The organism is Rheinheimera marina (genome assembly GCF_042654345.1).
GTDB lineage: Bacteria > Pseudomonadota > Gammaproteobacteria > Enterobacterales > Alteromonadaceae > Pararheinheimera > Pararheinheimera marina.
This window is the reverse complement of the sequence record NZ_JBHSGB010000002.1, coordinates 85,305-111,867: the sequence shown is the minus strand read 5'-3', so window position 1 is coordinate 111,867 and position 26,563 is coordinate 85,305. Positions and strand designations below refer to the sequence as shown.

The following is a 26,563-nucleotide window of genomic DNA, read 5'->3' as shown; positions in this document are numbered from 1 at the left end:
CGTCGAATTTGGTGTCAAAACGTCGGCTTTGTGAGCCGGACCAGCGCAGAACAGGCGGACTGTCATTTTTGCTGTGTTACTATCGCCACTTATTTTTGCGTCCCGCTTGGAGTGCCAATGACTTCTGTATTTCGCCCGGCAGCTGTGTGCAGCGCCATTCTTTCTGCCTTGCTGCTGAGCAGCTGCGCCAGCCAGGCGCCGGTATCTGACACTGTGTCGGTCAAAGTGCTGGCCATTAATGACCTGCACGGCAATTTAAAAACGCCTGGCAAAGGTGTGAAGGTAAAAGGCGAAGACCCGGCCCAGCCAGATGTGGCGGTAGAAGTGCAGGCCGGTGGCGTGGAATATATCCACACCGCGGTGGCAGAGCTGAAAAGTAAAAACCCGAACCATGTGTTTGTGGCGGCGGGCGACTTAATTGGCGCATCACCGCTGTTGTCGGCGCTGTTTCATGACGAGCCAACCATTGAGTCATTGAACCTGATGGGACTGGACCTGGCTGCGGTAGGTAACCACGAATTTGACCATGGGTTAGTCGAGCTGCTGCGTAAACAAAACGGCGGCTGCCACCCGGAAACAGGCTGTACGTCGGGCCAGCCGTTTACAGGTGCTAAGTTTCAGTATCTGGCGGCCAGCACCCGTTATGCCGACAGCGGGAAAACCGTGTTGCCTGCCTACCAAATTAAAGAGTTTGACGGCGTGCCTGTGGCCTTTATTGGTCTGACGCTGGAAGGCACCAGCAAAGTGGTGTCCGCCACTGGCATTGCCGGTTTAACCTTTGCCGACGAAGCCGAGACGGTCAATGCGTTGGTGCCAGAGCTGAAAGCCAAAGGAGTGGAAGCCATTGTGGTGCTGATCCATGAAGGCGGCACCCCAGTCGGCAGCATTAACGAATGCCCTGGCATTTCCGGCCCTATTGTGCAAATTGTGAAACAACTGGATAAAGCGATCGACCTGATCGTCAGCGGCCATACTCACGAAGCCTATACCTGTGAAATTGATGGCCGGTTAGTGACCAGTGGCCACAGATACGGCACTTTAGTCACTGAAATTGACTTGCAGCTGAGCCGCCAGAGCGGCGATGTCGTGAGCAGCAGCGCCAATAATCTGGTGGTGCGCCACAGCCAGTTTAAAGCCGAACCTAAGCAAACCGCGCTGATCGCCCGCTATGAAGCCTTAAGTGCACCACTGGCCAACCGGGTGGTCAGCACTATTGGTGCAGAATTCAGCCGCGAGCTGGATGAATCCGGTGCTTCGGCCATGGGCCAGCTGCTGGCTGACGCTCACCTGGCTGCCACCACAGCGGCAGACAAAGGCGCTGCGGTGATCGCGCTGACCAACTTTGGTGGTGTCCGCGCTGCGCTGCAACCGGGCCAGAATGGCCAGATCACCTTTGGTGATATTTATGCGGTGCAACCATTTTCCAACAACCTGGTCACGGTCAGCCTGACCGGTGATCAGTTGCGCCGTATTCTGGAGCAGCAGTTCCACCCGAATGGCCAGGAATACGAAATGTTGCAAGTTTCACAGGGCTTCAGCTACCAGTGGGATGATCGCAAACCGTTGGGACAGAAAATTGTGCCAGGCAGCATCAAGCTGAACGGCCAGCCGCTGCAGATGGCGCAAAGCTACCGGGTGACTATTAATAACTTTGTTGCCTCAGGCGCTGATGGATTTACCGTGTTTACTGAAGCGACTAACCCATTAACAGGTGGTCTGGACGTCGACGTGCTGGAGCAGTACCTGACCGCCCACCCAGGCATCAAACCTGCGGCCTTTGACCGGGTGCAGAAAGTCCAGTAATCCTTGCATTGGGGTCAGGTCTTGAATTTTGCATTGAAACGCAAAATTCAAGACCTGACCCCAATAGATTGCCTGAAGGGGTGATTCGCCTTATGGTATGGAAATAGCTGATAACAAGAGCGAAAACGCCATGCTAAATGCGGTTGCCAAACCCCTGGTCAAACTGACCGAACGTTACCTGCCTGACCCTTATGTCTTTGTGCTGCTGCTCAGCCTGTTGGTGGGGCTGGCTGCGGTGCTGACTCAGCCTCATAGCCCGCAGGCCGTGCTGCAAATGTGGGGCGACGGCTTCTGGGGCCTGCTGAGTTTCTCAATGCAGATGCTGCTGGTGTTGGTCACTGGTTTTATGCTGGCGAGTACCCCTTTAGTCAAAAACCTGCTGAACCGGCTGGCTGGGCTGGCGCAAACCGGCGGTCAGGCCATTGTGCTGGTCACTTTGGTGTCTTTGCTCGCCAGCTGGCTGAACTGGGGCTTTGGTTTAGTGGTGGGGGCTTTATTTGCCAAAGCCTTAGCGCGGCGGGTGCGGGTGGATTACGCCCTGCTGGTTGCCAGTGCGTATTCTGGTTTTGTCATTTGGCACGGCGGCTTATCGGGTTCGGTGCCGTTAACCATTGCCACCGCCGGGCATTTTGCCGAAGCACAAATCGGCCTGATCCCGACCAGCGACACTATTTTCTCTGCGTTTAACCTCTGTGCAGTGTTGGCTTTGCTGCTGACAGTGCCGCTGCTGAACTGGCTGATGCAGCCCAAAGCCCATGAAATTAAAGCGGTGGACCCGACCTTATTGCAGGAGCAGCTGATGCCGGAGCAGCCATCCCAAAGACCGGCCGATCAGTTGGAAAACAGCTGGTTGTTGGCGCTGTTGGTCGGCGTGGCGGGCCTGGCCTATTTGCTGAACTACTTTGCCAAAGCGGGCGGCCTGAACCTGAATATCGTCAACTTCCTGTTTTTGACGCTGGCTATTGTGCTGCACGGTACACCACGGCGCTTATTGCATAGCCTGCAGCAGGCGATTCAGGGTGGCGCTGGTATTGTGATTCAGTTTCCTTTTTATGCCGGCATTATGGCGGTGATGGTGCAATCCGGCCTGGCTGCCAGTTTGTCGCAGTGGTTTGTCAGTTTTTCCAGTGCCGACAGTCTGCCGTTCTGGACTTTTATCAGTGCAGGGGTGCTGAATATTTTTATCCCGTCTGGCGGCGGTCAGTGGGCGGTTCAGGCCCCGGTGATGATCCCGGCCGCGCTGGAATTGGGCGCTGAAGTAAACCGCATCGCCATGGCGGTAGCCTGGGGCGATGCCTGGACCAATCTCATCCAACCCTTCTGGGCCTTACCAGTGCTCGCCATCGCTGGTTTAAAAGCCAAAGACATTATGGGCTATTGCCTGCTGCAACTGCTGGTCACAGGTGTGGTGATTAGCCTGGCACTGAGGTTTATCTAGTTGCCTGTTATCGGGGTCAGGTCTTGAATTTTGCATTGAAACGCAAAATTCAAGACCTGACCCCAATAGGTTTGACCCCTTCTCTTTCTTCTCTTTGCAGCAGCCTGATTTCAGGGTAACGTAAAAATATTGTTATCAGGCGTAGACGCACACATGAAAACCATAGGGTTATTAGGCGGCATGAGCTGGGAGTCGACCATTCCTTATTACCGTCAGATCAATGAGCAGGTGAAACAACAACTGGGTGGGCTGCATTCGGCCCGGCTGGTGCTGTACAGCGTGGATTTTCAGCAGATTGAACAGCTGCAGCGCAGTGGTGACTGGGCTCAGGCCGGTGCTGTGCTGGCAGAGGCGGCGCAGGCACTGCAGGCCGCCGGGGCGGACTTTATCGTGCTCTGTACCAATACCATGCATAAAGTGGCGGCGGCTATTGAGGCGGCTGTGGCTATTCCGCTGCTGCATATTGCCGATCCGACCGCTCAGGCCATTAGCGATGCCGGCTTGAAAACCGTCGGCTTGTTGGGCACCCGTTTTACCATGGAACAAAGCTTTTACCGCGAGCGGCTTGAACAACAGGGCCTGAAGGTGTTGGTGCCAGAGGAAGCAGATCGTGAGCTGGTGCATCAGGTGATCTATCAGGAGCTTTGTTTGGGCAAGGTACTGGCCGAATCACGCCTGCAGTACCAGCAGGTGATGCAACAGCTGGTCGTACAAGGTGCCGAAGCCATTATTCTCGGCTGCACAGAAATAGGTTTATTGCTGGGGCCAGCCGACGCGGCAGTGCCTTTGTTTGATACCACAGCGCTGCATGCCCGGGCCTCAGTAGCTAAGGCGCTGGCATGATGAGCAGCCTGAATCCGGACAAGGTCAAGCTACAGCTGGTGGAGCTGGAGCAGCAGTTGTTTCAGCCGGAAACCAGAGCCTGCCCGGAACGTCTGGCTGCACTGATTGCCGATGATTTTGAGGAAATTAATGCCGCCGGGCAGCGTTATGGCAAGGAGCCGGTACTGCAGCGGTTACCGGGCGAGCAGGCGCCAAAAATTCAGGCAGGGAATTATCAGCTCAGGTTGTTGGGGCCGGACCATGCGCAGCTGTTGTATCTGGCCATAGTGACCAGGGCAGGCGCTGAACCGGCTTATTCGCAGCGCTGCTCTATTTGGCGCCGCCAGCAACAGCACTGGCAGATGATCTATCATCAGGGTACCAACTGCGCGGCTTTTGACGCCGCCTTTTTGCAAGGGTGATAACGGAATTACAGAGAGCAAAGGACAGCTATGAAAAAAACTCTGGGTTTTACCCTGTTGGTGGTGATGGGCTGGCTTTATTATCAGACCACGTTAATTAAACAAGCAACTGTGCCGCCGGTTGTGGAGTTGCCTGTAGTAGAGCCAGTGCCTGCTGCTGAATTGGACTACCAGCCTGTGACCGCGCCGTCAAAAGCTTTGCCTAAGCCACAGCCGCCCATCAAAACCATTCCTCAATCCGCTCGTTTTGTCTGTGACGGACGCCAGTACTGCAGCCAGATGAGATCCAGAGCTGAAGCTGAGTATTTCCTGCGAAACTGCCCGAACACCAAAATGGATGGCGACCGGGATGGCATTCCTTGTGAAAACGACAGCAGATTCTGAGTAGTAATGATGACACCAGAACAAATAGGCCAGGCCTACGACCAAATCACTCATTTATGGACCCGCGACAGTTTTAACCGCCACAACGGTCTGGCGCAGTTGCAACGGGCTATGGCCTTTGTGCGCAAGCCTGGCCCAGCGCTGGATGTTGGCTGCGGCTGCACCGGCCGTTTTTTAGATGCCATGTTGCAGCACAACTATCAGCCGGAAGGGCTGGATATTTCAGTGCAGATGCTGAAACTGGCCCGGCAGCGACATCCGCAGCTGACTTTCTGGGCAGCCGATCTGCTTAGTTGGCAGCCGGACAAGTGCTATCAGCTGATCAGCGCCTGGGATAGCCTTTGGCATATCGAGTTGTCACAGCAGGCCCTGGTGCTGAAAAAACTGATGGCGGCGCTGGCTCCGGGCGGCGTGCTGATGTTTTCTGCCGGTGGGGTTGATGCACCAGGCGAACATCTGGATGCCAGCATGGGGCCAGAGCTTTATTACGCGTCGTTGGGCGTTAGCGGTTATCTGCAACTGGCTGCTGAGCAGGGCCTGCACTGCCGTCACTTTGAATTTGATCAATACCCAGAGCTGCACTGCTGGTTTGTGCTGCAAAAACCCGAACTAACGAATCAACAGGGCTAATCAACAGGACTAACAATGACAACAATAACAAACGACAGTCTCGCTGCGGCGCAACAAGATATGCGCGAGGGTTATCAGTGTGGTGCTCCCGGTGTGCTGGCCTCGGCGCTGGTCTGGACCATGGCAGCGCTGGTGGTACTGAACACCGGCGCCAGTCATGGGGTTTGGGCCTTGCTGATTGGGGGTATCTTTATTCATCCGCTCGGGCTGTTGTTGGCCAAACTGGCTGGGCGCAAAGCCACCCATCAGAAGAGTAATCCCTTAGGGCCGCTGGCGCTGGAAAACACCCTGTGGCTGATGTTTTCTCTGCCGCTGGCGTATGGCTTGTCGCTGTACCGGCTGGACTGGTTTTTCCCGGCCATGTTGCTGCTGATTGGTGGCCGGTATCTGACTTTTCAGACCTTGTATGGCCTGAAGCTGTATTGGGCCTGCGGGATCTCGCTGGCTATTGCTGCTTTTGTGGTGCTGGCGACTCAAGCCAATGCGGTCGCAGGTGCAGTGGCCGGCGCTGTGATTGAACTGCTGTTTGCGGCGCTGCTGTATAAACAAGCTCAGCAGGCACAAGCGTCTTAGCCGATTGTTAAATGCCTGCTGGCAATGGCGGTGATTTGGCGGCCAGTGAGGAGGGGTGGTGTCGATGTGGATTTTGTTGCTATTTGCCAGCCTGATGGCCGGTTTTGGCCTCTGGATGTTGTGTTGGCCGCTGCGCTTTGCGGCGGCTGTGCAGCGTTTTTCCGAGCAGAGTTGGTTTCATCGTTTTGAGCTGGCGAGCCGGTTGGCACTGGCACTGCTGTTTAGTGGGCTGGCTTATGTTCAGCCTGAGCAATGGCTGTTTAAGCTACTGGCGCTGGTGCTCTGGCTGGCCTGTGGGTTTTTAATCTGGGTTGGGCCTGCCAGACACCGGCAGATTGCCCAGCTCATCGCTCTTTGGGGACCAGCCTTTCGTTGGTTGGGGCTGGTTGCTTTGCTGGTGGCGGCCACACTACTGGCATACGCCTTTCACGCCTCCTTCTGAGCTGCTCATCTGATGAAAAAGCAAGCAACAGGTCCGAACTGAAAGCCCTTACAAAATGACTGTGGCATACTCAATTTTCCTGAGTCTCTGATAAAAAAGGATTTTAAGCATGCGACATCTATTATTGGCGGCCGCTGTGCTGCTGAGCCTGACGCCGGGTTTAAACCAGGCGGCAGCCAGTCAGGCTTTTGTGCGGGCCCAAGGCACCGAGATTGTTGACCCAAATGGCCAGCCGCTACTGCTGCGAGGCATGGGCCTGGGCGGTTGGATGTTGCAGGAAGGCTATATGCTGGAGCTTGGTCAGCTGGGCCCGCAGCATAAAATCCGCGCTGCTTTTACCGGGTTGATTGGCGAGCAGAAAACCGCTGAGTTTTATCAGGCCTGGCTGACAAACTTTATTACCAAAGCCGACATTGATGCGATGGCCGACTGGGGCTATAACTCGGTGCGGCTGCCACTGCACTTTAACCTCTTTACCTTGCCGGTGGAGCAGGAGCCTGTGGCTGGACAAAACACCTGGCTCGACACCGGTTTTGCACTGACCGACCAGCTGCTGGCCTGGGCCAAAGCCAACCGCATTTATCTGATCCTCGATTTGCATGCAGCTCCTGGCGGGCAGGGCAATGATTTAGCCATTTCCGATCGCGACCCGGCCAAAGCCTCGTTATGGGACAGCCAGGCCAATCAGCAAAAAACCATCGCTTTATGGCAAAAGCTGGCCAGCCGCTACGCCAACGAACCCTGGATAGCCGGTTATGACCTGCTGAATGAGCCAAACTGGGGTTTTAGCGGCAGCGACGATAAACACGGTTGCCGCGAAACCAGCAATGCGCCACTGCGCCAGCTGCTGATGCAAATTACCGCCGTCATTCGTCAGGTGGACCAACAGCATTTGATCTTTATTGAAGGCAACTGCTGGGGCAATAACTACCAGGGGTTGCTGCCGGTGTGGGACAAAAATATGGCGCTGAGTTTCCATAAATACTGGAACAATACCGACCTTGCCAGTCTGGACGGCGCGCTGAAATTGCGTCAGCAGCATCAGGTGCCTATCTGGCTGGGGGAGTCCGGTGAAAACTCGAATCAGTGGTTTAGCGACACCATAGCGACGTTGGAAAGCCAGCAAATAGGCTGGGCCTTTTGGCCGTTAAAAAAGCTGCGGCTAAATAACCCGCTGCATATTCAGGCCAATGCCGGTTACCAACAATTGGTGGCCTATTTGCAGGGCAAAGCCGCCAAACCCAGTGCCGACGCAGCCTATCAGGCGTTGATGCAGTTGGCGACGCAGGATGTGCGTTTTGAATACAACAAGGTGCAGCGCGACGTGGTGGCCGCTATGTTGCAACAACCACAGCATCCGCAAGCCAGTGCTTTTGTGCCACTGAAACTGAGCCCGCAGGGCTTAAGCTGGCAGGCGGCCGACTATGATTTGGGTGGCCAGCTGCATGGCTATTTTGCGCTGACCGCCAGCAATACCAGCGGTAAACCGGCCAATGCACAAAGTTGGTGGAACAGCGGTATGGTGTATCGCAATGACGGCATTGACCTGGCACTGGACGCTGACCAGCTGCCTGTAGTCAATGCCTTGCAACAAGGCGAATGGCTGCATTACAGCCTGAAGGCGCCAGCAGCCGGTGCTTTTGAGTTGTGGGCTGAAGTAAAAGCGCCTGCTGGTGCCAGCTTGCAGGCCAGCCTGAATCAGCAACAGCAGGCTGCAGTCAAAGTGCAGAGCGAACAATGGCAGTGGCAACAGCTGGCCAGACTGCAACTGCTGCCGGGCAATAACAGCCTGCAGCTGGCCAGCCCGGGCGCCGCCGTGCAGCTGCGTCAGCTAAAACTGCAACCGCTGTGATCGGGTGACACTCCTTATTTGGAGGCACTTCTAATTTTGCGACGCTAAGGAGCCACTGATGGCAGAAATCAGCAAAGTACGATTTGTCCTGGCAGTACCAAATCTCGAGCGATCGACACTGTATTACCAGCAGGTGCTCGGTATGCAGCTGGAGTTTGAAGCGCCAGGCTGGAGCTTTTTAGCGTTGGGCGCGTTCCGGCTGATGTTGGGTGAATGCCCCGACGCCACCCCGGCACTGCAACTTGGCGATCACTCCTGGTATGGCTATATCACAGTGGACAATGCTGCTGAGCTTTATGCGCACTACCAGCACACCGGTGCTGAATTTACCCAGCCATTGGCGGACAAAGCCTGGGGCATGCGGGAGTTTGGCATTCGCACTATAGACGGCCATCGGCTGATGTTTGGTCAGGAGCTGTGAAGTGCAAGGCTGAGACAGGGCCTGCTTTGCACAGACCCTTTGCACCGCACCTGTCAATGCAGGCTTAGCGTACCGCCTTTGACCAGCTGTTGATGGCTGATAAAGCTGCTGCCAAGTGGCTGTTGCTGCCAGAGCCATTGAGAGCCCGGCTGCTGCGGGCCTGTCAGCTGGTTTTTAATCTGCAGCGTGTTACCGCTGTAATAGTGGCTGCTTAGCTGAATGGTCACTTCGTCAAAGCTCGGTTGCACCAGAGCGTAATCCATCAGACCCGGGCTGACCGGGTACAGGCCCAGCATCGAAAACGCCAGCCAGGCCGACATAGTGCCCGTGTCGTCATTGCCCGGTAACCCGTCGGGTTTATTGCCAAAATGCTGGGTAATTTGCTGCTGCACCCGGGCGCTGCTGCGCCAGCTTTGGCCTGGCACAAAATGATACAGGTAGGGGTAGGTAATGTCCGGCTCGTTGGCCATATCAAAATTGCCGGTACTGAAGGTGGCGTCCAGCTGAGTTAAAAACGCCTGGTCACCACCCAGCAGCTGAATTAGCCCCGGTGTGTCATGTGGCACATAAAAGCGGTAGTTCCAGGCATTGCCTTCTATGTAACCTGGCGTAGGTTCAAAGTTACGGCCTTGCTCCGGGTTATAGGGGTTGTGCCACTCACCGCTGCGCTGTTTTGGCCGCAGCATGCCGGTGTCCTTGTCAAACAACAGCCGGTAGTTTTGTGCCCGTTGCCGGTAGCGGTCGGCATCTTTGGTTTTACCTAAAGCACTGGCAAACTGGCTTAAGTTAAAGTCGGCCAGATAATACTCCAGACTGGTCGAAACGCTGCCATCATAGGGGCCTTCGTCGTCAACCGGCACATAACCCAGCTTCAGGTAATCGAGGTTTTCCGGACGCAGCAGGTTATCTTTCGGCTGTTCTGCCGCTCTTCGCATGGCTTTGTAAGCGGCTTCAGTGTCAAAGTCACGAATGCCACGTAAGTAACTGTCTGCAATCATCACTGTGCCCGGGTCACCCACCATCACCTGGGTTTCCATGCCGTACAGCTCCCACTTCGGCAGCCAGCCACTTTCGTTGGCCATAGCAACGGCCGATTGCACCATTTCGCTTTGCAGCTCTGGGTACAACAAGCTCAGTAGCGGATGCACATTGCGGTTGGTGTCCCACAGTGAATAGACGCTGTAACGGTTTTTGCCGCCGCTATTGCCCACACCGCTCTGGCCCATCAGCGGGTAGTCGCCGTTGACGTCCTGAATAATATTGGGGTGGATCAGGCTGTGATACAGCGCTGTGTACAGCAGGGTTTTGTTTTCAGAGCTGCCTTTCACCTGCACTTTATCCAGCAGCTGGTCCCAGGCCTTTACCGCCTGCTGGCGGGTTTTATCAAAGTCGAACCCCGGCTGCTCCGCGTCGAGGTTAGCGCGGGCATTGGCAATGCTGACAAAGGAAATACCCAGTTTTACGTCAATCTGCTCATTGGCTTTGGTGTCAAAGCTGAACCAGGCACCAATTTCATCGCCGGACATCTCTTGGCGGTACCCCGGGTAAGGTTTGATGCTGTGGTTGTACTGCATCCAGTCGGCTTCGACCTTGTGGTACTGCGGCATTTGTTTAAAGGCGCCGGTTTGTGTTGCCGCTTTGCTGAAACGGGCGACAAAATACACAGGCCGCACATCTTCCGGGTGGTAGCAGAAGGTGCCAATCATCCGGCTGCCTTCGATTTCCTGATCCGACACTATTTTTAAACTGCCGCCGCTTTCATTGGTCAGACCCAGGCCTAAATTCAGCAGCAGGTGCGACTGACCGGCCGGAAAAGTAAAACGGCTTAGGCCGGTGCGTAAGGTGCTGGTCAGTTCGCTGGTGACGCCGTATTTGTCCAGGCTGTGGCGGTAATAACCAGCGCTGGCCTGTTCGGCGGAATAGGTGCTGCCGTAACTTTTGGCATCCAGATTTAACTCGCCTGTGGTTGGCATCAGCAGTAACACGCCGGCTTCCGGGCAGCCGACACCACTTAAATTCAGGTGGCTGTAACCGGTCAGGTAGCGGTTTTCATAAATGTAACCGCGCGAATTCCAGGCGGCGTCTTTCTCAAATTTATTCAGCTCGCCGCCATAGGCCACATTAAAGGGCGACACCGAGGCCAGCGCATTGGGGTACTGCGCCCCCGGGTGGGTGGCGCCGAAATTGGAGGTGCCAATAAAGGGGTTTACATACTGGCTGTTGCCCGCCAGCACTGAACAGCTGCAACCAAGCAGCAGGCCGAGTAACACTGATTTCATGGCGTTGCACTCATTTCAAATTTAAGTTCACCACCTTGCATCAGTTGCTGGTGGCTTAACATAAAGTGGGTCAGGCGCTGGTTGTTCCAATACACCGCTTTGACATAGGGGTGGCTGTCAGCCTGGTCGACCGTACTGATACGCAGCTGTTTGCCGTTTACCAGCTGCACCACGGCGCTTGTGACTTCCGGGCTGCCTAACACATACTGGCCCGACACCGGGTCAACCGGGTAAAAGCCCAAAGCACTGAATAAATACCAGGCGGACATCTGGCCAGCGTCTTCATTGCCCGCCAACCCGTCCGGTGCTGTATGGTACAGCTCCTTCATAATGCGACGCACCAACAGCTGGGTTTTATGACCTTGGCCCAGATACTGATACAGGTAAGGCACATGGTGGCTGGGTTCGTTGCCATGCACATACTGGCCTATATAACCCGAAATCCACTCTGGTAATTCACCGGGTTTTTGTTCAGTGCTAAACATGGCATCCAGTTTGGCCGCCACTGCGTGTTGACCGCCCATCAGTTCAATCATGCCGCTGATGTCGTGTGGCACAAAAAAGTTGTATTGCCAGGCATTGGCTTCGCAATAATCTTCCGGGTGATAAGCATTCGGGTCAAACGGCAGGCGGAACTGGCCTTGTTGGTTTTTCGCCCGCATAAACCCAGACGCCGGGTCGAAATGCCTGCGGTAATTCAGGGCGCGTTGTTCAAATTCGGCCGCGACCTGCGGTTGGCCTATGGCTTGGGCCAGCCGGGCAATGGCCGAGTCGTCAAAGGCGTATTCCATGGTCAGCGCCACGTTCCAGTTGCGCTCTTCAAAGGGCACATAGCCCAGTTGCTGGTAGCTGGCCAGGCCAAATTCCTGCTGACGGGCACTGTGCAGCGCGGCTTGCAGCAGCTCTTGTGGGTCCAGTTGGATCTGACCTTTCAGATAGGCATCCACCAGCACCGGCACCGAATGGTAGCCCAGCATCATATCGGTTTCGTTGCCTTCAAAACTCCAGACCGGTAAGCGGCCTGCTTCGCGGTAATGCGCCAGCAGGCTTTGCAGCATATCGGCGTTTTGCTTAGGTTTCACCAGCGTCAGCCAGGGGTGCAAGGCACGGAAGGTGTCCCATAAAGAGAAGAACTCATAGCGTGGCTGGTCTTTGCTTTGGTGAATTTCGCCGTCCGGGCCTTTGTAACGGCCGTCGACGTCGGAATACAGGCGCGGCGCCAGTGCACTATGGTACATCGCGGTGTAAAACTGGGTTTTATTGTCGTCCGATGCCTCCACCTGAATACGGCTGAGCTCCTGGCGCCAGCGTTGTTCGGCGTCTGCCCGCAGAGCGTCAAAATTCAGCAGCGCCGGTTCTGCCAACAGGTTGGCTTTGGCGTTGTCGATACTGACCGAACTGATGGCGGTTTGCAGCAACAGTGGCTGGCCATTCAGTGCAAAATCCATTTCCAGCGCGATATCCACGCCTGAAGCTTCTGCGACAGACAGGGTTTTAGCGTCGGCCATGATCTGATGGCTGTTGATCGGCTGCGACAACTGGCTATAAAAATACACCCGCTGGTCTTTCGCCCAGCCGGTGGATTTGCGGTAACCGGCAATATGGTAAGGGTCGATCACCTGCACATAAGTGGCGGTGGTTTTGTCCCAGTTGCGGCTATAGCCTAAATCCAGCCGCACCACGCCGGTTTTGCTGTCGGCTGGAAAGCTGTAGCGCTGCAGACCACTGCGTGGCCCGGCGGTCAGTTCGACATTAATGCCGTAGTCTTGCAGCAGTACCTGGTAATAACCGGCTTTGGCTTGCTCTTGTTGGTGGCTGAAGGCTGAAACTATTGTTCCACCATTTGGGCCGCCTTCAGTCGGCTGGCGCGCAAAAGGCCGGGTCAGCGGCATAAAGGAAATGTCGTACAGGTCGCCGGCGCCGGTGCCAGACAAATGGGTATGGCTAAAGCCGGCAATCAGGTTATCCGGGTAAAAATAACCAGCTATCCAGTCCCAGCCGGTGCGGCCGTTATCCGGGCTTAATTGCACCATGCCATGCGGCACAGTGGCGCCAGGGTAGGTTTTGCCTTTGCCGTCTGTGCCAATTAATGGGTTTACATACGGCAAAGGGTCAAACGCAGTGGGTGGGGTCTGTGCGCTCTGGCCGCAGCCAAATAACAGCGCCGCCGCCAGGGTCATCACAGCAACTCGCATCCGTTTCTTCCTCTGTCTGAGTCTGACGCCGGCTTATGCCAGCGCCCCTTGCGCATGAGTAGAGAGGCCTAAAGTGCGTAACACTTCAAAACAGGCACACAAGGTGTGGTAGTCACACTTGGCACCGGCGGCACTTTTCTGATTGGAGTACTTGCTGTTGTCACGGTGCAGCACGCGGAACCAGGCGCCGTATTGGTGATCCACCATATGCTGCCAGCTGTATTGCCAGAGCGACTGGTACTGCTGCAGGTATTTCGCTTCGCCGGTTTGCTGGTGCAGCATGGCCGCAGCGGCCAGGCTTTCGGCCTGCACCCAGAAATATTTGTCGTCGTCACACCATTGGCCTTGTGGGTCAAAGCCATAAATCAGGCCGCCGTGCTCAGCGTCCCAGGCTTTGCTGTAGGCTTGATCAAAGAGTGAAGCGGCGCGTTGCAGCATCCAGTCTTGTGGCGCATGACGGTGCAATATCAGCAGCAGTTTGGTCCATTCGGTCTGATGGCCAGGCTGGAAACCCCAGGGACGGTACAGGTTTTTCGGGTCGTCTTTGTTGTAATCCCAGTCGATGCTGAAATCTGGCTTGTAGTGCTCCCACACCAAACCACCGGTCTGGTCGGCCTGACGCACCGCAATGTTGTGCGCCAGGGTTTGGGCGCGTTGTAAAAACAGCGGCTCGCCACAGGCTTCGAAAGCGGCAAGCATGGCTTCACACAAATGCATATTGGAATTTTGGCCACGGTAGGGGCTGAGTTCGCCAGCCACGCTGATTTCGTCCGCATAGAGGCCATAATCCGCCTGCCAGAAGCGCTGCTCCAGCAACTGATAAGTTTGTTTTAACGGCTCGGCTGAATCGATCAGTTTGGCTTTATACGCCGCTGAATAAGCCAGCAACACAAAGGCATAACCATAAGCCTGCTGGGTCATATCCAGTGGCTGATGGTTGTTTAAGGTCCAGGCGTAGGTCTGTGTTTCTGCCTGCCAGTGCACCTGCTCCAGATAGTTCAGGCCATGCTGAGCTATGGCTTTGTAATCGGCATTGTCATACACCAGGGACGCCAGTGCGTAATTGACAATAATACGGGTGCTGCTGACCAGCTGTTTAAAGTGGCTGTCAAACAGGCTGCCGTCATCCAGATAGTTCTGGTGATAACCGCCGCTTGGGTCCACCACTTTGTCGGTGTAAAAATCCAGAATGCTCTGGCAATGCTCAAGTAAAAAGGCTTCAGAATAAAAATTCATCACAGGCTCCGGAAAAAGGCTGGGTCAAAGTCGGTCGGGGACAGCTGGTGCTGTTGCATCAGCTGGGCAACGGCCTGCTGATCAGGCAAAGCTGGGAAGGCGCCCGGCAAGGTGACGGCATAAGCACCACAGAAACTGGCGAAAGTCAGCAACTGCTTCAGTAAAGTGGCGTCGCTGAATACGGCCTGCTGGTTGGCAAGCACGCTCAGGCCAAACAACACCCCACCAATAAAGGCGTCGCCGCCTGCTGTGGTGTCGACTGCTTTGACTTTGGGTGGCTGAATGTGGCCACTGTGCTGCTGGCCATAAAAGTCGATGCGGTTAGCACCGTCTGTCACCAGCAATAAAGCACAACCGGCTTGCAGGCAGTCCTGCAGATACGCCTCGGATTGGCCCTGCGCTAAATACTCCAGCTCATCGCGGGAGAACTTCACCAAATCGGCTTGTTTAACCAGCGCGTTAACGACAGCGCGGTCAGCCTGACCGGCCGCCCACAGGTTATGGCGCAGGTTCACATCAAAACTAATAAACTGACCAGCGGCTTTAGCCTGCGCAATCAGCGCTGTGGTGCTTTGTGCAATAGCAGGGGTGGTCAGCGTGTTGCTGCAGATATGCACTAAACCATCCGGGCTGAACCAGTCTGCACTGATTTGCGCCGGGGTCAGCATCACGTCGGCGGTTTCATGGCGATAAAAGGAAAAACTGCGGTCGCCACTGTCATCCAGCATCACAAAAGCCAGACTGGTTTTGGCGCTGGGGTGGCGCAGTAAAAAGCGGGTATCGACACCGTACTGCTCAAGCGCGGACGACAGAAAATCACCAAATTTGTCCGCACCGACCTGGCCGGCAAAACGTGCCTGTCCACCCAGTTGTGCCACCGCCACGGCGGCGTTCGCTGGTGCTCCGCCCGGATACTGGCGGAATTCCGGCAGGCTGAGTGGCCCCTGGCTGGTTGCACCTATGTGCAGGAAGTCGATCAGTGCTTCGCCGAAACAAAGAACGTTTTTCATGATGTTGCCTTAGTCTCACTTGAGTTGTGGCTGATGTTGCTGCCGGATAAGGCATACCAGCCAATGTAGAAATAGGCCAGTGCCGGTACCAGGAAACTCCATTGCACCGAACTGGCGTCTGCCACCAGACCTTGCAGCAGCGGCACTAAAGCTCCGCCAACAATGGCCTGACATAATAAACCTGAACCCCGGCTGGTTAAGTCGCCCAGGCCACGAATGGCCAGGGTGAAAATAGTCGGGAACATAATAGAGTTAAAGAATCCCACTGCCAGCACAGACCAGACAGCGACAGTGCCAGTGCTGTTGATTGTGACCAGCAGTAACAGCACCGCCATCACAGAGTTAAACGCCAGCACATAGACTGGGGCAATCCAGCGGGTGATCAGTGCTCCGGCAAAGCGGCCCAGCATAGCGCCGCCCCAATAATAAGACACCATCTGACTGGCTTGTTTTTCACTCAGACCGGCAATATCCGGTTGGGCGAAGTAGTTCACCAAAAAGCTGCCAATCGATACTTCAGCACCGACGTAGACAAAAATCGCGATGGCACCAAATACCAGGTGTTTGTGTTGCCAGATGCTGTCTTTCTGCTGACCGTCGCTGGTTACCGGGCTGCTTAGCTCAGGCAATTGCAGGAAACGAAAACCAACGGCAGTGGCCACTACGGCTGCGGCCAGGATCAGATAAGGCAGTTGCACCGCTTTGGCGCTGTCGGCGTGCATAGCACCAAAAATCAGCGCGGCACCAAAGAGGGGCGCCAGGGTATGACCCAAGGAGTTAATCGCCTGCGCCAGGCTTAACCGGCTGGCAGCGGTGCGTTCTTCGCCCAGAATGGCGACATAAGGGTTGGCCGACACCTGCAAAATGGTAATGCCGCTGGCCAGTACAAACAGGCCCAGCAAAAACACACCATAAACCGCCACTTCGGCGGCCGGGTAAAACAGCAGGCAACCGGCGGCCATGGTCAACAGGCCGGTAATAATGCCGCGAATATAACCGATGCGTTCAATCAGTTTGCCGGCCAGTGGCGACACAATGAAGTAGGCACCAAAAAAACAAAACTGCACCAGCATCGCCTGGAAGTAACTGAGTTCAAAGGCGGCTTTAAGGTGTGGAATTAAAATATCGTTGAGGGCAGTAACAAAGCCCCAGATAAAAAACAGGCTGGTCATGGCTGCAAAGGCAAACTGGCTGGATTTACCGCTGCTTTGCACTGCCTGAGCTGAGCTGAAAGTGGCCATAAAAGTTCTCTCTGAAAAAGGCCAGAGCAGGGCTCTGGCCAGAAGGGTTAGTGGCTGGTGGACATGGAATAAGGAGCGGTATCCGGGCCGGCAAGCCGGTTTTGATTTGGCGCGGCGCCCATGCTGAACTGCAGTTCACCGCCTTGCAGCAGTGCCTGATGGCTGAGCCAGCTTTGCGTCTGGGTCTGGCCATTCAACTGCACCTGCTGCACATAAGGGTGGTCAGCCAGGTTGTTGCTGGCGCTGATGGTCAGTTGCTTGCCGTTTGGCAGGCTCAGCACGGCTTTATCAAACAGCGGGCTACCCAGCACATACTGCGGCACGCCCGGGGTGACCGGGTAAAACCCTAAAGCACTGAACACATACCAGGCCGACGTCTGGCCGTTGTCTTCATCACCGGCATAACCATCCGGCGTGGCGGCATAGAGTTTGTCCATCACTTCACGCAGCCGGGCTTCACCTTTCCATGGCTGGCCAGCGTAGTTGTACAGGTACAGCATATGCTGAATGGGCTGGTTGCCATGGGCGTAGTTGCCCATATTCACAATCTGCATTTCGCGGATTTCGTGAATGGTGAAGCCGTAGTAGGAATCGTCAAATACCGGCGGCATTTCAAACACCTGGTCCAGTTTGGCGACAAAAGCCTGGTCGCCGCCCATCAGCTGTTTTAAGCCAGCAATGTCATGGAAAACCGACCAGCTGTAGTGCAAGGCGTTGCCTTCGGTAAAGGCGTCGCCCCATTTCAGTGGGTTAAACGGGCTCTGGAAACTGCCGTCCTGGTTTTTACCGCGCATCCAGCCGCTTTGTGCGTCAAACAGTTTTTGGTAGTTATGCGCCCGCTTTAAAAACAGGGCGGCGTCGTCGGTTTTACCCAGGGCTGTGGCCAGTTGCGACAAGTTAAAGTCGGCAAAGGCATATTCCAGACTGCGTGCCACATTTTCGTGAATACCTGAGTCATAGGGCACATAACCCAGCTGGTTGTAGTAGTTCACTCCTTCGCGGCCGACCGACTTCACCGGCCGTCCGGCGTCCACTTCAGCGTTCTTTTTCATCGCCTGATACAGGGTGTCGATATCAAAACCGCGCACGCCTTTCATATAGGCGTCAGCAATAATATTGGTCGAGTTGGAACCGATCATCACGTCACGGTGGCCAGGGCTGGCCCATTCAGGCAACCAGCCGGATTCGTGATACGTATTGACCAGACCCTGCATGATCTGGCTGTTCAGCTCCGGGTACATCAGGCTGAAAAACGGGAATACCGCGCGGAAGGTGTCCCAGAAGCCATTGTCGGTGAACATATAACCTGGTAGCACCTGGCCATTGTACGGGCTGTAATGCACCACCTGGTCTTTGGCATCCAGTTCATAAAATTTGCGTGGAAACAGCAGCACCCGGTACAGGGTGGAATAGAAGGTGCGAACCTGATCCAGGTCCTGGTCGTGCAGGCGGATTTTGCTCAGTTCAGCCTGCCAGCTGGCGCGGGCTTTGCTGCGGGTTTGCTCAAAGTTATCTTTGCCAATTTCGCGCTGCAGGTTCAGCTCAGCCTGTTCAGGGCTGATAAAAGACGAGGCCACTTTCACCTGCACCTGCTCACCTTTTTTGGTTTTAAAACCAATAATGGCGCCAACATGCTGGCCTTCACTTTGAGTGCTGTCGTGCTGTAGTGCCCAGTTGTCACCCCAGGTGTGGGTCAGTTCGAAGTCTTTATCAAACTGCAGCACAAAGTAGTTATGGAAGTTGTCCGGTACGCCGCCGTGGTTGTTGCGGGCATAACCGATAATTTTGCGTTCGGCCGGAATAATCTGCACTTTGGAACCTTTATCAAAGGCGTCCAGCAGAATGTAGCTGTGCTGGTTATCCGGGAAGGTAAAACGGAACTGGGCTGCACGTTCGGTTGGCGCTACTTCAGCTGTAACGTCATAGTCGGCCAGATACACCGAATAATAATCCGGCCCTGAGGTTTCCGCTTTATGTGAAAACCAGGAGGCGCGTTTATCCTGTTCAAACTTCAGCTCACCCGTGACCGCCATCAGCGAAAACGCGCCATAGTCGTTCAGCCAGGGGCTGGGTTGGTGGGTTTGTTTAATGCCTCGAATGGTATCGTCACGGTATTTGTAGGTCCAGCCGTCACCCATGGCTGCTGTCATAGGTGTCCAGAAGTGCATACCCCATGGTGTGGCCACGGCCGGGTAGGTATTGCCATTGGATAAACTGAACTTGGAGTCGGTGCCCATCAACGGATTGACGTAGCTGACTAAGTCCTGTTGTACCAGATTGACTGGTGCCTGTTGTTGATTTTGCTGCTGGCTGCACGCCGGTAAAACCAGACTAAAAGCGGCAAGCAGGCTGAGTTGTTTAATAGTTATCATCTTTCAGCTCTGATTGTCCCGGTGCTGTGACCGGCTGCTTTTGCTGTAGCCTGGTTGCCTCACACCGGTTCATTTTCCCCTGATTTTGACTGTAAACGATTACATTTGGTTCTGTCCAGAAAAAAACGGTCTTGTCCTACCAGAGGAAGAATTGGCAGGTTAAACTGCTAATATTTGGCAAATTTGCCGACTGATGATACCGTTTACATTATTGTTTGGCTGAGACAACCTGGCCATGATTTGATGGCAGGTTCAGCTTGTGAAAGGTAAAATTTTATCTGCGGATATAAGAATTTTGTTAGGGAATTCAAAAGGTCATGACCAATATTAAAAAGGTAAGTGAGTTGGCCGGTGTGTCGACGGCAACTGTGTCCAGAACCTTGAAGTCCCCTGATCTGGTGACAGCCCAGACCCGTGAAAAAGTGATGGAAGCGGTAAAACGGGCCGGATACCGGCCGAACTGGCTGGCGTCCAGTGTCAAATCAGGTAAATCCAATTCCATTGTGGTGCTGGTTCCCAACCTGGTGAACCCGTTTTTTATGCGCATTATTGAAGGCATAGAACAGGCGGCGCAGGAAAATGGCTACTCCGTACTGCTCGGCGATACCCAAGGCAGAGCGGAGCGGGAAAATGAATACGCCAGTATGGTACTGACCAACAGAGCCGACGGTTTAATTCAGCTCGATCATTCCTTTCCGTTTTCCGCTGCAGACGCTGAGCTGGCAGCGGCTGTACCTATGGTCAGTGTCTGTGAGCGCATTGAAGGCGAGAAGAAGTTTCCGGTGATTGAGCTGGATAACTACGCGGCAGGGCGAGCCTTAACCCACCATCTGATCAGTTACGGTCACCAGCGGTTTGGCATTATTGCCGGCCAAATCGCCAGTCAAATCCACCATGACCGGCTGGCAGGCATCCGTTCCGTAATGCAGGAAGAAGGCCTTGAGTTTGATGAAAAAATGCTGGTTGGCGGCAGTTATCAGATTGAAACCGGCATTCAGGGTGTGCAGGATTTACTGAAATTACCAGCCCGACCGACCGCCATTATCTGTTTTAACGACGACATTGCCATTGGTGCTTTGCACGAAATTAAGCGGCAGGGTCTGCGGGTACCGCAAGATATCTCCCTGACTGGCTTTGATAATATCCGGGTGTCGCCGTACATGGACCCGCCACTGACTACTGTAGACCAACCGGCCAACGACATGGGCCGCCGCGCGGTTGAGGTGTTGCTGCAATTGATTAAACGCCAGCCACTTAAACGTAGCCGCGAGATTCTGCCATTCCATCTGCTGGAACGTGGCAGCAGTGGTCCTGTGCCGCGTTAAATCGTTGAATTTCTGGTCAGAGATCTATTTTTTCCTAAATTAAAACAACAGCTTGCCTGTTGTTTTTTCTTTTATCGCTCCAGCAAAACTGCGCTGATTTTGAGCTGATATTGACAGCTAAATGATCCGGGGCTAGTATCTGACGCTGCCTGTAAACGATTACATTTATATTCATGGCAATGAACTGCTAATACTTAATGGCAGTTGTATAAGTATTAGAAATATAAAGAAATTATCGGTTCATTTTTGTTTAGATGAATACGATTACATTAAGTCCGAGGGGGAGCCGGTAATGGCTAAACGGAATTCAACAGGGTATACAGATCGCTACAAAGGCTTTGCTAAGTCTTTGTTATATATATCAATGTTCAGCACCATTGGCCTGGCTCACGCCCAGGAAGAGCAAACTGCTGAACAAAAGAAAGACAAAGAAGCCCAGACCGAAGTGATTGAAGTTCGGGGTATTCGTGCGTCATCGGCAGAAAACCTGGCGGTGAAGCGGATGTCTCTGGCGACCATTGACGCCATTACCTCAGAAGACATTGGTAAATTCCCGGATAAAAACGTCGCCGACTCGCTGCAGCGGGTGCCAGGTGTTACCATTCAGCGTGACGGTGGTGAAGGCTCCACTGTATCTATCCGCGGCTTATCTTCAGATTTAACCTTCACTCAGCTGAACGGCAATTTCATTGCCTCATCGCCGGGTGAACCGTCGCGTTCTTTCTCTTATGCCCTGTTGCCGTCCACCATGATTGATCGGGTTGAGGTGTACAAATCCTCTGAAGCCCGTCTGGACGAAGGTGGGATCGGCGGTACCGTACTGATGTACAGCCGCAAACCTCTGAGCATGGACGCCAACGAAGGCGTGCTGAATGTCGAATACAGCAATTCCGACATCACCGACAAAAACGAACCTCAGCTCAGCGGTATCTATTCCTGGAAAAATGACGACGAAGATTTCGGTTTCCTGTTCGGTTACACCCAACAGGACAGAACCAACCGCACCCAGGATTCCCGCGTCAACATCATGAACCGTAACTACTACTACGGCGAAATGGTGGACAAACAAACCGTCGCTGGTGGCGCCAAAGGTTATGCCGCCCAGAGTATGGTGCAGGAAGTGCTGGAAGAAGACCGTGAACGCCGCGGTTACCAGGCCACTACGCAATGGCGCATTAACGACCGATTGGAAGTAGGTTTTAACTATTTCCGTTTTACCCTGGGTTTAAACTCCATTCTGAACCAGCTGGAATACCCGGAGTGGAACAACAACGACAACTACTGGACTGATATCCGCGTCGACGCCGACGCCGAATTTGTCACCGGCATTGACTACTCAGCCGCTGCGTCCGGTACCTTGCTGGACACGCCAATTCCGCGGATTAACGGCGAATACAAAATTGAAGAAGCGACGTCAGACACCTTCGATTTCTTTGCCGATTACGAAGGCGATAACTTTAAGTCGCATATCACCTTTGGCCGCACCAAAGCAGACGGTGGCCCGACTGAAAAATACCGTGCGGCTTACTACGCCGGTGCGTCGTCTGGCTACTACGGCTATGACCTGACCAACAAAAACATGACCACCTACATGGACCAGAACATGATTAATAATCTGGTTCAGGGCATTGGTGGTGAAGCGGACGCCGGTGCAACCGACTCCAGCTTTGTGGCTGGTACTCAGGATGAAGATTACGCCAGCATCGACGTAGACCAGTTCGTTAATCTGGGCATTGTCGAAACATTGCATTACGGTGCTAAATACCGCAAAGGTAAAATCCACCGTGAAACCCGTAACACCTTCTTCCTGGCGAAAGATTTTGATATTGCTGCAGGCGAAGCGGCCGGCACTATTGACCTGGATGATGACTACTCGAAAAACGGTGGTATTCCACTGATTACTGACGTGATTCTGCCGCAGTCGCTGCAAAACCTGTCTGGTGCTATTAATACCAACCTGTTCCCGGCAGTGGACTGGCGTAAATACCGGCAGATCATCGGGGAAAACTTCCAGAAATACACGCGTTATGAGCCGAACTATGTGTATGACGTAGAAGAGGAAATCTCGGCGGCTTATATTCAGGCTGATTATCAGTATGAGAGCCTGCGCGGTAACCTGGGTGTGCGTTTTGTCCGCACCACCACCACCACCGGCTCGTCTGACAAAATTACTTATCGTCTGGACTGGACTGACGACAGCGGCGCCGAGCTGCCAATCGACCAGCAACGGGTGGAAGATTTTGTTTATATCGAAAAAGAAAGCACCGAAACCAAAGCCTTACCTAGCCTGAACCTGGTGTGGGATATTGATGACAACTGGGTACTGCGTGGCGCAGCGTCCAAAACTATGGCGCGCCCTGGCTACAACTCCTTAGGCCGTTTCCAGACCTTAACCTACACCTCCAGCGAATACTCAGCAGACCGCTCGTCGGCTGATAACTTCGACGAAGTGATCGACGGCGAAGGCTGGACTGGTTCGGGTGGTAACACTGAACTGAAACCATACGAAGCCACCCAGTTTGACTTGTCACTGGAGTATTACTACGGCAATGGTTCAGGTTTTGGTGCCGCGCTGTTTAAGAAAGACGTCGACAACTTTGTAGTTCCGTTGATCCTGGATATTACCCAGGATATGCCGGTGGAACAGTTTGAACTGATCAACGCCGGTAATGAGCTGATCAGTGTCGGCGGCGCTAACCAGCTGGTGCGTGATTTCTCCACCTCAGGTAACGGGACCAACGCGACCGTGAAAGGGATGGAAGTCTTTATGCAGCACTTCTTCGAAAACGGTTTTGGTTTATACGCTAACTACACCCGTACCCTGACCAACCAGGCCAATGTGGAACTGAATGGTGAAAAACTGGGTGAATCGCCACTGATTGGCAGCTCGAAGTACCAGATGAACTTCTCAGCCTTCTACGAAGACGACCTGTTCAGCGTACGTGCTTCGTACAACAGACGTGGCCCAACAGTCGGCAGCTACAACTCTGACTGGGAAATGAACTACTACGAAGACGTGTATGACCAGGTCGACGTCAACGCCAGTTACAACCTGACTGAGAGTCTGATTCTGTCTGCCTCCGTCATTAACCTGACCAAATCTGAGGTGTATCAGCATTTGGGCAATGACACCGACAAGCGTTTCATTATGAACGCATACAGCGGCCGCCGGTTCTACGCCGGAGCCACCTACAGATTCTGATCTGTAGCGCCAATGTCAGGTTAACGAAAAGGAAATAAACAGATGAAAACCTTTAAAACAACTCAATCAGCTTTAGCCCTGGCGGTCGCTTTTGGTGTACTGACAGGTTGTGGTGGCGGCAAAGAAGTCGACCCGAACGATGTCCCGGTGCAACTGGATACCACCTCGGCCGATCTGGCCGGTTCAGTGGTCAAAGGCACCTTAAGTAATGCCGCTATTCAGGTCACTCAGCTGAACGGTTCAGCGCTGACCTTAAGCAGTACCCCACGTACTGACGCGACAGGTGAAGCCGGTTTCAGCGTATCAGGTCAACCAGGTTACGGCATTAACTCGATGCTGAAAATTGCGGTGACTGCAGACGCACAAAGCCAGATGGTGTGTGACGCCATCAACTGTGCTGGTACGGCAATGGGCGGCAGCTTGTCAGGTGACACCCTGGCCACGTTGAAACTCAACACCATGACTTATCTGCAGGTGGCGTACGCCAGCCAGGCGGACAACCAGGTCGATGCCCAGTTTTATGCCAACGCGCTGACCACTATAGCCACAGCACTGGTGGAAAAAGATGTCGCCGGTGGCCGTAATGTGGCGGTGCGTGCGCTGTACGAACTGGCGCTGGCCGACAATGCCCGTCGCGCCCTGCGTGCTTTGGGCCTGGACAGCAAAACCAATGTGTTCAACACCGCACTGGTTAGCGCCGAAGCCTATGAAAATTTTGTCACCGACACCCAATGTGAAGACGTGGAAGTGACAGACGGTGACGGCAATACCACAGTGCAGGAGCAATGCACCGATGTGCTGGTGGCGCCTGACGTGATCAAGCTGTCACTGCTTAATGCTGCATTTGCCAACCTGCAATCGAGCGAACAATTTGACCAGCTGTTCGCCTCAGCACTGGACGCCATTTACCTGGCGCAGGATGGGGATGAAACGGCACTGGAGCCGCTGCGTCAGCGTTTACTTGATTCCATCGCAGCAGTGCCTTACCTGGACCAGCTGAACCTGACCGCCGAAGATGTGGTGGACCTGAAGCTGAAGTTTGCCGAAGAACAGGCAGACACAGGCCCAATTCACCGTATTACCACCGCAGCCAACCTGGCCACAGCGGTGATCACTGGCCGTAACCGCATCAGTGATGCCGAAGCGGAAGCCAAAGCCTTTGACGGCGATACGTCGACTAAATGGCTGGATCACAACGACTGGAAAGGTGCGCCCACTGAGGAAAATCCATCCTGGATCCAAATTCAGTTTGCCACGCCTCAGGCGGTGAACACCCTGTCGATCACCAGTGCCAACGACTCACCAAGCCGTGACCCGGAAAACTTTACCGTATTGGGTTCTAACGACGGTGAAACCTGGGTCACTTTAGGCAGCTTTATCGGCGAAAGCTTTGACGAGCGTTTTGAAAGCAAAGACTTTAAGTTTGATAACGGTCTGGCGTACAGCTACTACAAGCTGAATATCACCAAAAACAAGGGTGATGACGGTCTGATGCAGCTGGCTGAGATTGAGCTGTTTGGTCCTATCTACCCGGACCTGAAACACCCAACGGCCAATGCCAATATCACAGCACGCGGTCAGATCAGCGATGCAGAAGCGCCAACCAAAGCCTTTGACGGTGATACCGAAACCAAGTGGCTGGACAACAAAGGTGTGCCAAGCGAAGCCGAGCCTAGCTGGGTGCAACTGGATTACCCGGCACCTGTGGCCATCAGCTCACTGGCCCTGACCAGTGCCAACGATTCACCAGGCCGTGACCCGGAAAACTTTAATCTGCAAGGGTCAAACGACGGCGTGACCTGGGTCACCTTAGGTTCCTGGTTAGGTGAGTCCTTTGACGAGCGTTTTGAGCGTCAGAGCTTCCGCGTTGATAACAGCCTGGCGTTTAGCAGCTACCGGCTGAACATCACCAAAAACAAAGGTGATGACGTATTAATGCAGGTGGCTGAAATTGAACTGATTGGCCCTGAAGTGCCTGGCCTGAACCATGGCCGCAGCAGTGGTGTACAAATCACCGGTCGCGCCGCCATCAGTGACGGCGAAGCGGTAACCAAAGCCTTTGACGGCGACAGCAGCACCAAGTGGCTGGATAACGAAGCGGTGCCAACCGCTGCGGCGCCAGCCTGGGCAGAGATCAGTTTGCCAACCGCACAGGCAGTGACCCAACTGGCGCTGACCAGTGCCAATGATGCACCAGACCGTGACCCGGAAAACTTCACACTGCAGGCGTCGAAAGACGGTGAAACCTGGATTGACCTGGCCAGCTGGTTAGGCGTGAGCTTCGATGCGCGCTTCCAGCGTCAGATCTTCTCGGTGGGCAACCAGTTAGGTTTCCCTTACTACCGTCTGAACATCACCAAAAACAAAGGTGACGCCAACCTGATGCAAGTCGCTGAAATTGAGCTGATTGGTCCGCAGCACCAGGCCGTGGTGCACAGCCATCAAGCCGGTGTCGCCATTACTGGCCGGGCCGCTATCAGCGACAACGAAGCCGCCAGCAAAGCCTTTGACGGCGACAGCAGCACCAAGTGGCTGGACAACGAAGCGGTACCGACCGCCGAAGCGCCAAGCTGGGTTGAGCTGGATATGGGCGCTGAAGTCATTGTGAATGCGCTGGCGCTGACCAGTGCCAACGATGCGCCAGACCGCGATCCGGAAAACTTCAGCCTGTTAGGCTCGAACGACGGCGAAAGCTGGTTTACTGTGGGGTCATGGATTGGTGAAGCCTTTGACCAGCGGTTTGAACGTAAGCTGTTCAATACCGGCAGTGGCCGCGCCTTCCGCTTTTACCGGGTGGAGATCAGCAAAAACAAAGGTGACAGCAACCTGATGCAGGTGGCTGAAATCGAACTGATCGGCCCTGACATCTAACCTGGCTGCAACAGCCATGCAGGCTCCGGTACGCCGGAGCCTGGT

19 protein-coding genes are annotated in these 26,563 nt (G+C 54.2%); 13 read left to right on the top strand and 6 right to left on the bottom strand.

The window, feature by feature from the left end; translation table 11 throughout:
• Window positions 1–117 precede the first annotated feature (117 nt).
• From ACFO3I_RS02535 to ACFO3I_RS02490, 10 genes are all read left to right on the top strand, one after another.
• Window positions 118–1,803 carry a bifunctional metallophosphatase/5'-nucleotidase gene (locus ACFO3I_RS02535; protein ID WP_377331483.1) on the top strand — a complete coding sequence of 562 codons (1,686 nt, stop codon included), beginning with the start codon at window positions 118–120 and terminating at the stop codon, window positions 1,801–1,803.
• Between the two features lie 97 nt (window positions 1,804–1,900).
• Window positions 1,901–3,241, top strand: a complete 1,341-nt coding sequence (locus ACFO3I_RS02530; protein WP_377331481.1) for a short-chain fatty acid transporter — start codon at window positions 1,901–1,903, stop codon at window positions 3,239–3,241.
• Between the two features lie 153 nt (window positions 3,242–3,394).
• On the top strand, window positions 3,395–4,084 hold the full coding sequence (locus ACFO3I_RS02525; protein ID WP_377331480.1) for an aspartate/glutamate racemase family protein: 690 nt from the start codon (window positions 3,395–3,397) through the stop codon (window positions 4,082–4,084).
• Window positions 4,084–4,485 carry a nuclear transport factor 2 family protein gene (locus ACFO3I_RS02520; protein ID WP_377331479.1) on the top strand — a complete coding sequence of 134 codons (402 nt, stop codon included), beginning with the start codon at window positions 4,084–4,086 and terminating at the stop codon, window positions 4,483–4,485. Before ACFO3I_RS02525 ends, ACFO3I_RS02520 begins: the two co-directional genes overlap by 1 nt.
• A gap of 30 nt (window positions 4,486–4,515) precedes the next feature.
• Window positions 4,516–4,869, top strand: a complete 354-nt coding sequence (locus ACFO3I_RS02515) for an excalibur calcium-binding domain-containing protein (protein ID WP_377331478.1) — start codon at window positions 4,516–4,518, stop codon at window positions 4,867–4,869.
• A gap of 9 nt (window positions 4,870–4,878) precedes the next feature.
• Window positions 4,879–5,499 carry a class I SAM-dependent methyltransferase gene (locus ACFO3I_RS02510; RefSeq protein ID WP_377331477.1) on the top strand — a complete coding sequence of 207 codons (621 nt, stop codon included), beginning with the start codon at window positions 4,879–4,881 and terminating at the stop codon, window positions 5,497–5,499.
• A 15-nt stretch (window positions 5,500–5,514) separates the two neighbouring features.
• The gene (locus tag ACFO3I_RS02505) at window positions 5,515–6,072 is read left to right on the top strand and encodes a DUF7010 family protein (RefSeq protein ID WP_377331476.1); all 558 of its coding nucleotides are present in this window, start codon (window positions 5,515–5,517) and stop codon (window positions 6,070–6,072) included.
• Window positions 6,073–6,130: 58 nt separating this feature from the next.
• Window positions 6,131–6,514: a hypothetical protein gene (locus ACFO3I_RS02500; protein ID WP_377331475.1), complete on the top strand. Its 384-nt coding sequence runs from the start codon at window positions 6,131–6,133 to the stop codon at window positions 6,512–6,514.
• A gap of 109 nt (window positions 6,515–6,623) precedes the next feature.
• Window positions 6,624–8,366 (top strand): cellulase family glycosylhydrolase, encoded by a 1,743-nt coding sequence (locus ACFO3I_RS02495; protein ID WP_377331473.1) that lies wholly within the window; start codon window positions 6,624–6,626, stop codon window positions 8,364–8,366.
• 58 nt (window positions 8,367–8,424) lie between these two features.
• The gene (locus tag ACFO3I_RS02490) at window positions 8,425–8,787 is read left to right on the top strand and encodes a VOC family protein (RefSeq protein WP_377331472.1); all 363 of its coding nucleotides are present in this window, start codon (window positions 8,425–8,427) and stop codon (window positions 8,785–8,787) included.
• Between the two features lie 53 nt (window positions 8,788–8,840).
• On the opposite strand, the gene ACFO3I_RS02485 is transcribed toward ACFO3I_RS02490, so the two are convergent.
• The 6 genes from ACFO3I_RS02485 to ACFO3I_RS02460 are packed head-to-tail and all read right to left on the bottom strand — an operon-like array spanning window position 8,841 to window position 19,120.
• Window positions 8,841–11,066 (bottom strand): GH92 family glycosyl hydrolase, encoded by a 2,226-nt coding sequence (locus tag ACFO3I_RS02485; protein ID WP_377331471.1) that lies wholly within the window; start codon window positions 11,064–11,066, stop codon window positions 8,841–8,843.
• The gene (locus tag ACFO3I_RS02480; RefSeq protein ID WP_377331470.1) at window positions 11,063–13,261 is read right to left on the bottom strand and encodes a GH92 family glycosyl hydrolase; all 2,199 of its coding nucleotides are present in this window, start codon (window positions 13,259–13,261) and stop codon (window positions 11,063–11,065) included. Before ACFO3I_RS02480 ends, ACFO3I_RS02485 begins: the two co-directional genes overlap by 4 nt.
• 33 nt (window positions 13,262–13,294) lie before the next feature.
• A complete protein-coding gene (locus ACFO3I_RS02475) occupies window positions 13,295–14,497 on the bottom strand; it encodes an AGE family epimerase/isomerase (protein WP_377331469.1) in 1,203 nt (400 codons plus the stop codon).
• The gene (locus tag ACFO3I_RS02470) at window positions 14,497–15,507 is read right to left on the bottom strand and encodes a carbohydrate kinase family protein (RefSeq protein WP_377331468.1); all 1,011 of its coding nucleotides are present in this window, start codon (window positions 15,505–15,507) and stop codon (window positions 14,497–14,499) included. The genes ACFO3I_RS02475 and ACFO3I_RS02470 overlap by 1 nt, the downstream gene beginning before the upstream one ends.
• On the bottom strand, window positions 15,504–16,748 hold the full coding sequence (locus tag ACFO3I_RS02465) for a sugar MFS transporter (RefSeq protein WP_377331467.1): 1,245 nt from the start codon (window positions 16,746–16,748) through the stop codon (window positions 15,504–15,506). The genes ACFO3I_RS02470 and ACFO3I_RS02465 overlap by 4 nt, the downstream gene beginning before the upstream one ends.
• A gap of 47 nt (window positions 16,749–16,795) precedes the next feature.
• Complete coding sequence (locus ACFO3I_RS02460; protein ID WP_377331466.1) at window positions 16,796–19,120, bottom strand: GH92 family glycosyl hydrolase; 2,325 nt, start codon at window positions 19,118–19,120, stop codon at window positions 16,796–16,798.
• A gap of 317 nt (window positions 19,121–19,437) precedes the next feature.
• Here ACFO3I_RS02460 and ACFO3I_RS02455 point away from each other — a divergent pair, with 317 nt between their 5' ends.
• From ACFO3I_RS02455 to ACFO3I_RS02445, 3 genes are all read left to right on the top strand, one after another.
• The gene (locus ACFO3I_RS02455; protein ID WP_377331464.1) at window positions 19,438–20,445 is read left to right on the top strand and encodes a LacI family DNA-binding transcriptional regulator; all 1,008 of its coding nucleotides are present in this window, start codon (window positions 19,438–19,440) and stop codon (window positions 20,443–20,445) included.
• 292 nt (window positions 20,446–20,737) lie between these two features.
• A complete protein-coding gene (locus ACFO3I_RS02450) occupies window positions 20,738–23,647 on the top strand; it encodes a TonB-dependent receptor (protein ID WP_377331463.1) in 2,910 nt (969 codons plus the stop codon).
• Window positions 23,648–23,689: 42 nt separating this feature from the next.
• Window positions 23,690–26,518 (top strand): discoidin domain-containing protein, encoded by a 2,829-nt coding sequence (locus tag ACFO3I_RS02445; RefSeq protein WP_377331461.1) that lies wholly within the window; start codon window positions 23,690–23,692, stop codon window positions 26,516–26,518.
• Window positions 26,519–26,563 lie beyond the last annotated feature (45 nt).

Excerpts from the sequence above, each read along its gene's own strand:
- ACFO3I_RS02535 (WP_377331483.1), top strand. The coding sequence starts at position 118 with ATGACTTCTGTATTTCGCCCGGCAGCTGTGTGCAGCGCCATTCTTTCT.
- ACFO3I_RS02530 (WP_377331481.1), top strand. The coding sequence starts at position 1,901 with ATGGAAATAGCTGATAACAAGAGCGAAAACGCCATGCTAAATGCGGTT.
- ACFO3I_RS02525 (WP_377331480.1), top strand. The coding sequence starts at position 3,395 with ATGAAAACCATAGGGTTATTAGGCGGCATGAGCTGGGAGTCGACCATT.
- ACFO3I_RS02520 (WP_377331479.1), top strand. The coding sequence starts at position 4,084 with ATGAGCAGCCTGAATCCGGACAAGGTCAAGCTACAGCTGGTGGAGCTG.
- ACFO3I_RS02515 (WP_377331478.1), top strand. The coding sequence starts at position 4,516 with ATGAAAAAAACTCTGGGTTTTACCCTGTTGGTGGTGATGGGCTGGCTT.
- ACFO3I_RS02510 (WP_377331477.1), top strand. The coding sequence starts at position 4,879 with ATGACACCAGAACAAATAGGCCAGGCCTACGACCAAATCACTCATTTA.
- ACFO3I_RS02505 (WP_377331476.1), top strand. The coding sequence starts at position 5,515 with ATGACAACAATAACAAACGACAGTCTCGCTGCGGCGCAACAAGATATG.
- ACFO3I_RS02495 (WP_377331473.1), top strand. The coding sequence starts at position 6,624 with ATGCGACATCTATTATTGGCGGCCGCTGTGCTGCTGAGCCTGACGCCG.
- ACFO3I_RS02490 (WP_377331472.1), top strand. The coding sequence starts at position 8,425 with ATGGCAGAAATCAGCAAAGTACGATTTGTCCTGGCAGTACCAAATCTC.
- ACFO3I_RS02485 (WP_377331471.1), bottom strand. The coding sequence starts at position 11,066 with ATGAAATCAGTGTTACTCGGCCTGCTGCTTGGTTGCAGCTGTTCAGTG.
- ACFO3I_RS02480 (WP_377331470.1), bottom strand. The coding sequence starts at position 13,261 with ATGCGAGTTGCTGTGATGACCCTGGCGGCGGCGCTGTTATTTGGCTGC.
- ACFO3I_RS02475 (WP_377331469.1), bottom strand. The coding sequence starts at position 14,497 with ATGAATTTTTATTCTGAAGCCTTTTTACTTGAGCATTGCCAGAGCATT.
- ACFO3I_RS02470 (WP_377331468.1), bottom strand. The coding sequence starts at position 15,507 with ATGAAAAACGTTCTTTGTTTCGGCGAAGCACTGATCGACTTCCTGCAC.
- ACFO3I_RS02465 (WP_377331467.1), bottom strand. The coding sequence starts at position 16,748 with ATGGCCACTTTCAGCTCAGCTCAGGCAGTGCAAAGCAGCGGTAAATCC.
- ACFO3I_RS02460 (WP_377331466.1), bottom strand. The coding sequence starts at position 19,120 with ATGATAACTATTAAACAACTCAGCCTGCTTGCCGCTTTTAGTCTGGTT.
- ACFO3I_RS02455 (WP_377331464.1), top strand. The coding sequence starts at position 19,438 with ATGACCAATATTAAAAAGGTAAGTGAGTTGGCCGGTGTGTCGACGGCA.
- ACFO3I_RS02450 (WP_377331463.1), top strand. The coding sequence starts at position 20,738 with ATGGCTAAACGGAATTCAACAGGGTATACAGATCGCTACAAAGGCTTT.
- ACFO3I_RS02445 (WP_377331461.1), top strand. The coding sequence starts at position 23,690 with ATGAAAACCTTTAAAACAACTCAATCAGCTTTAGCCCTGGCGGTCGCT.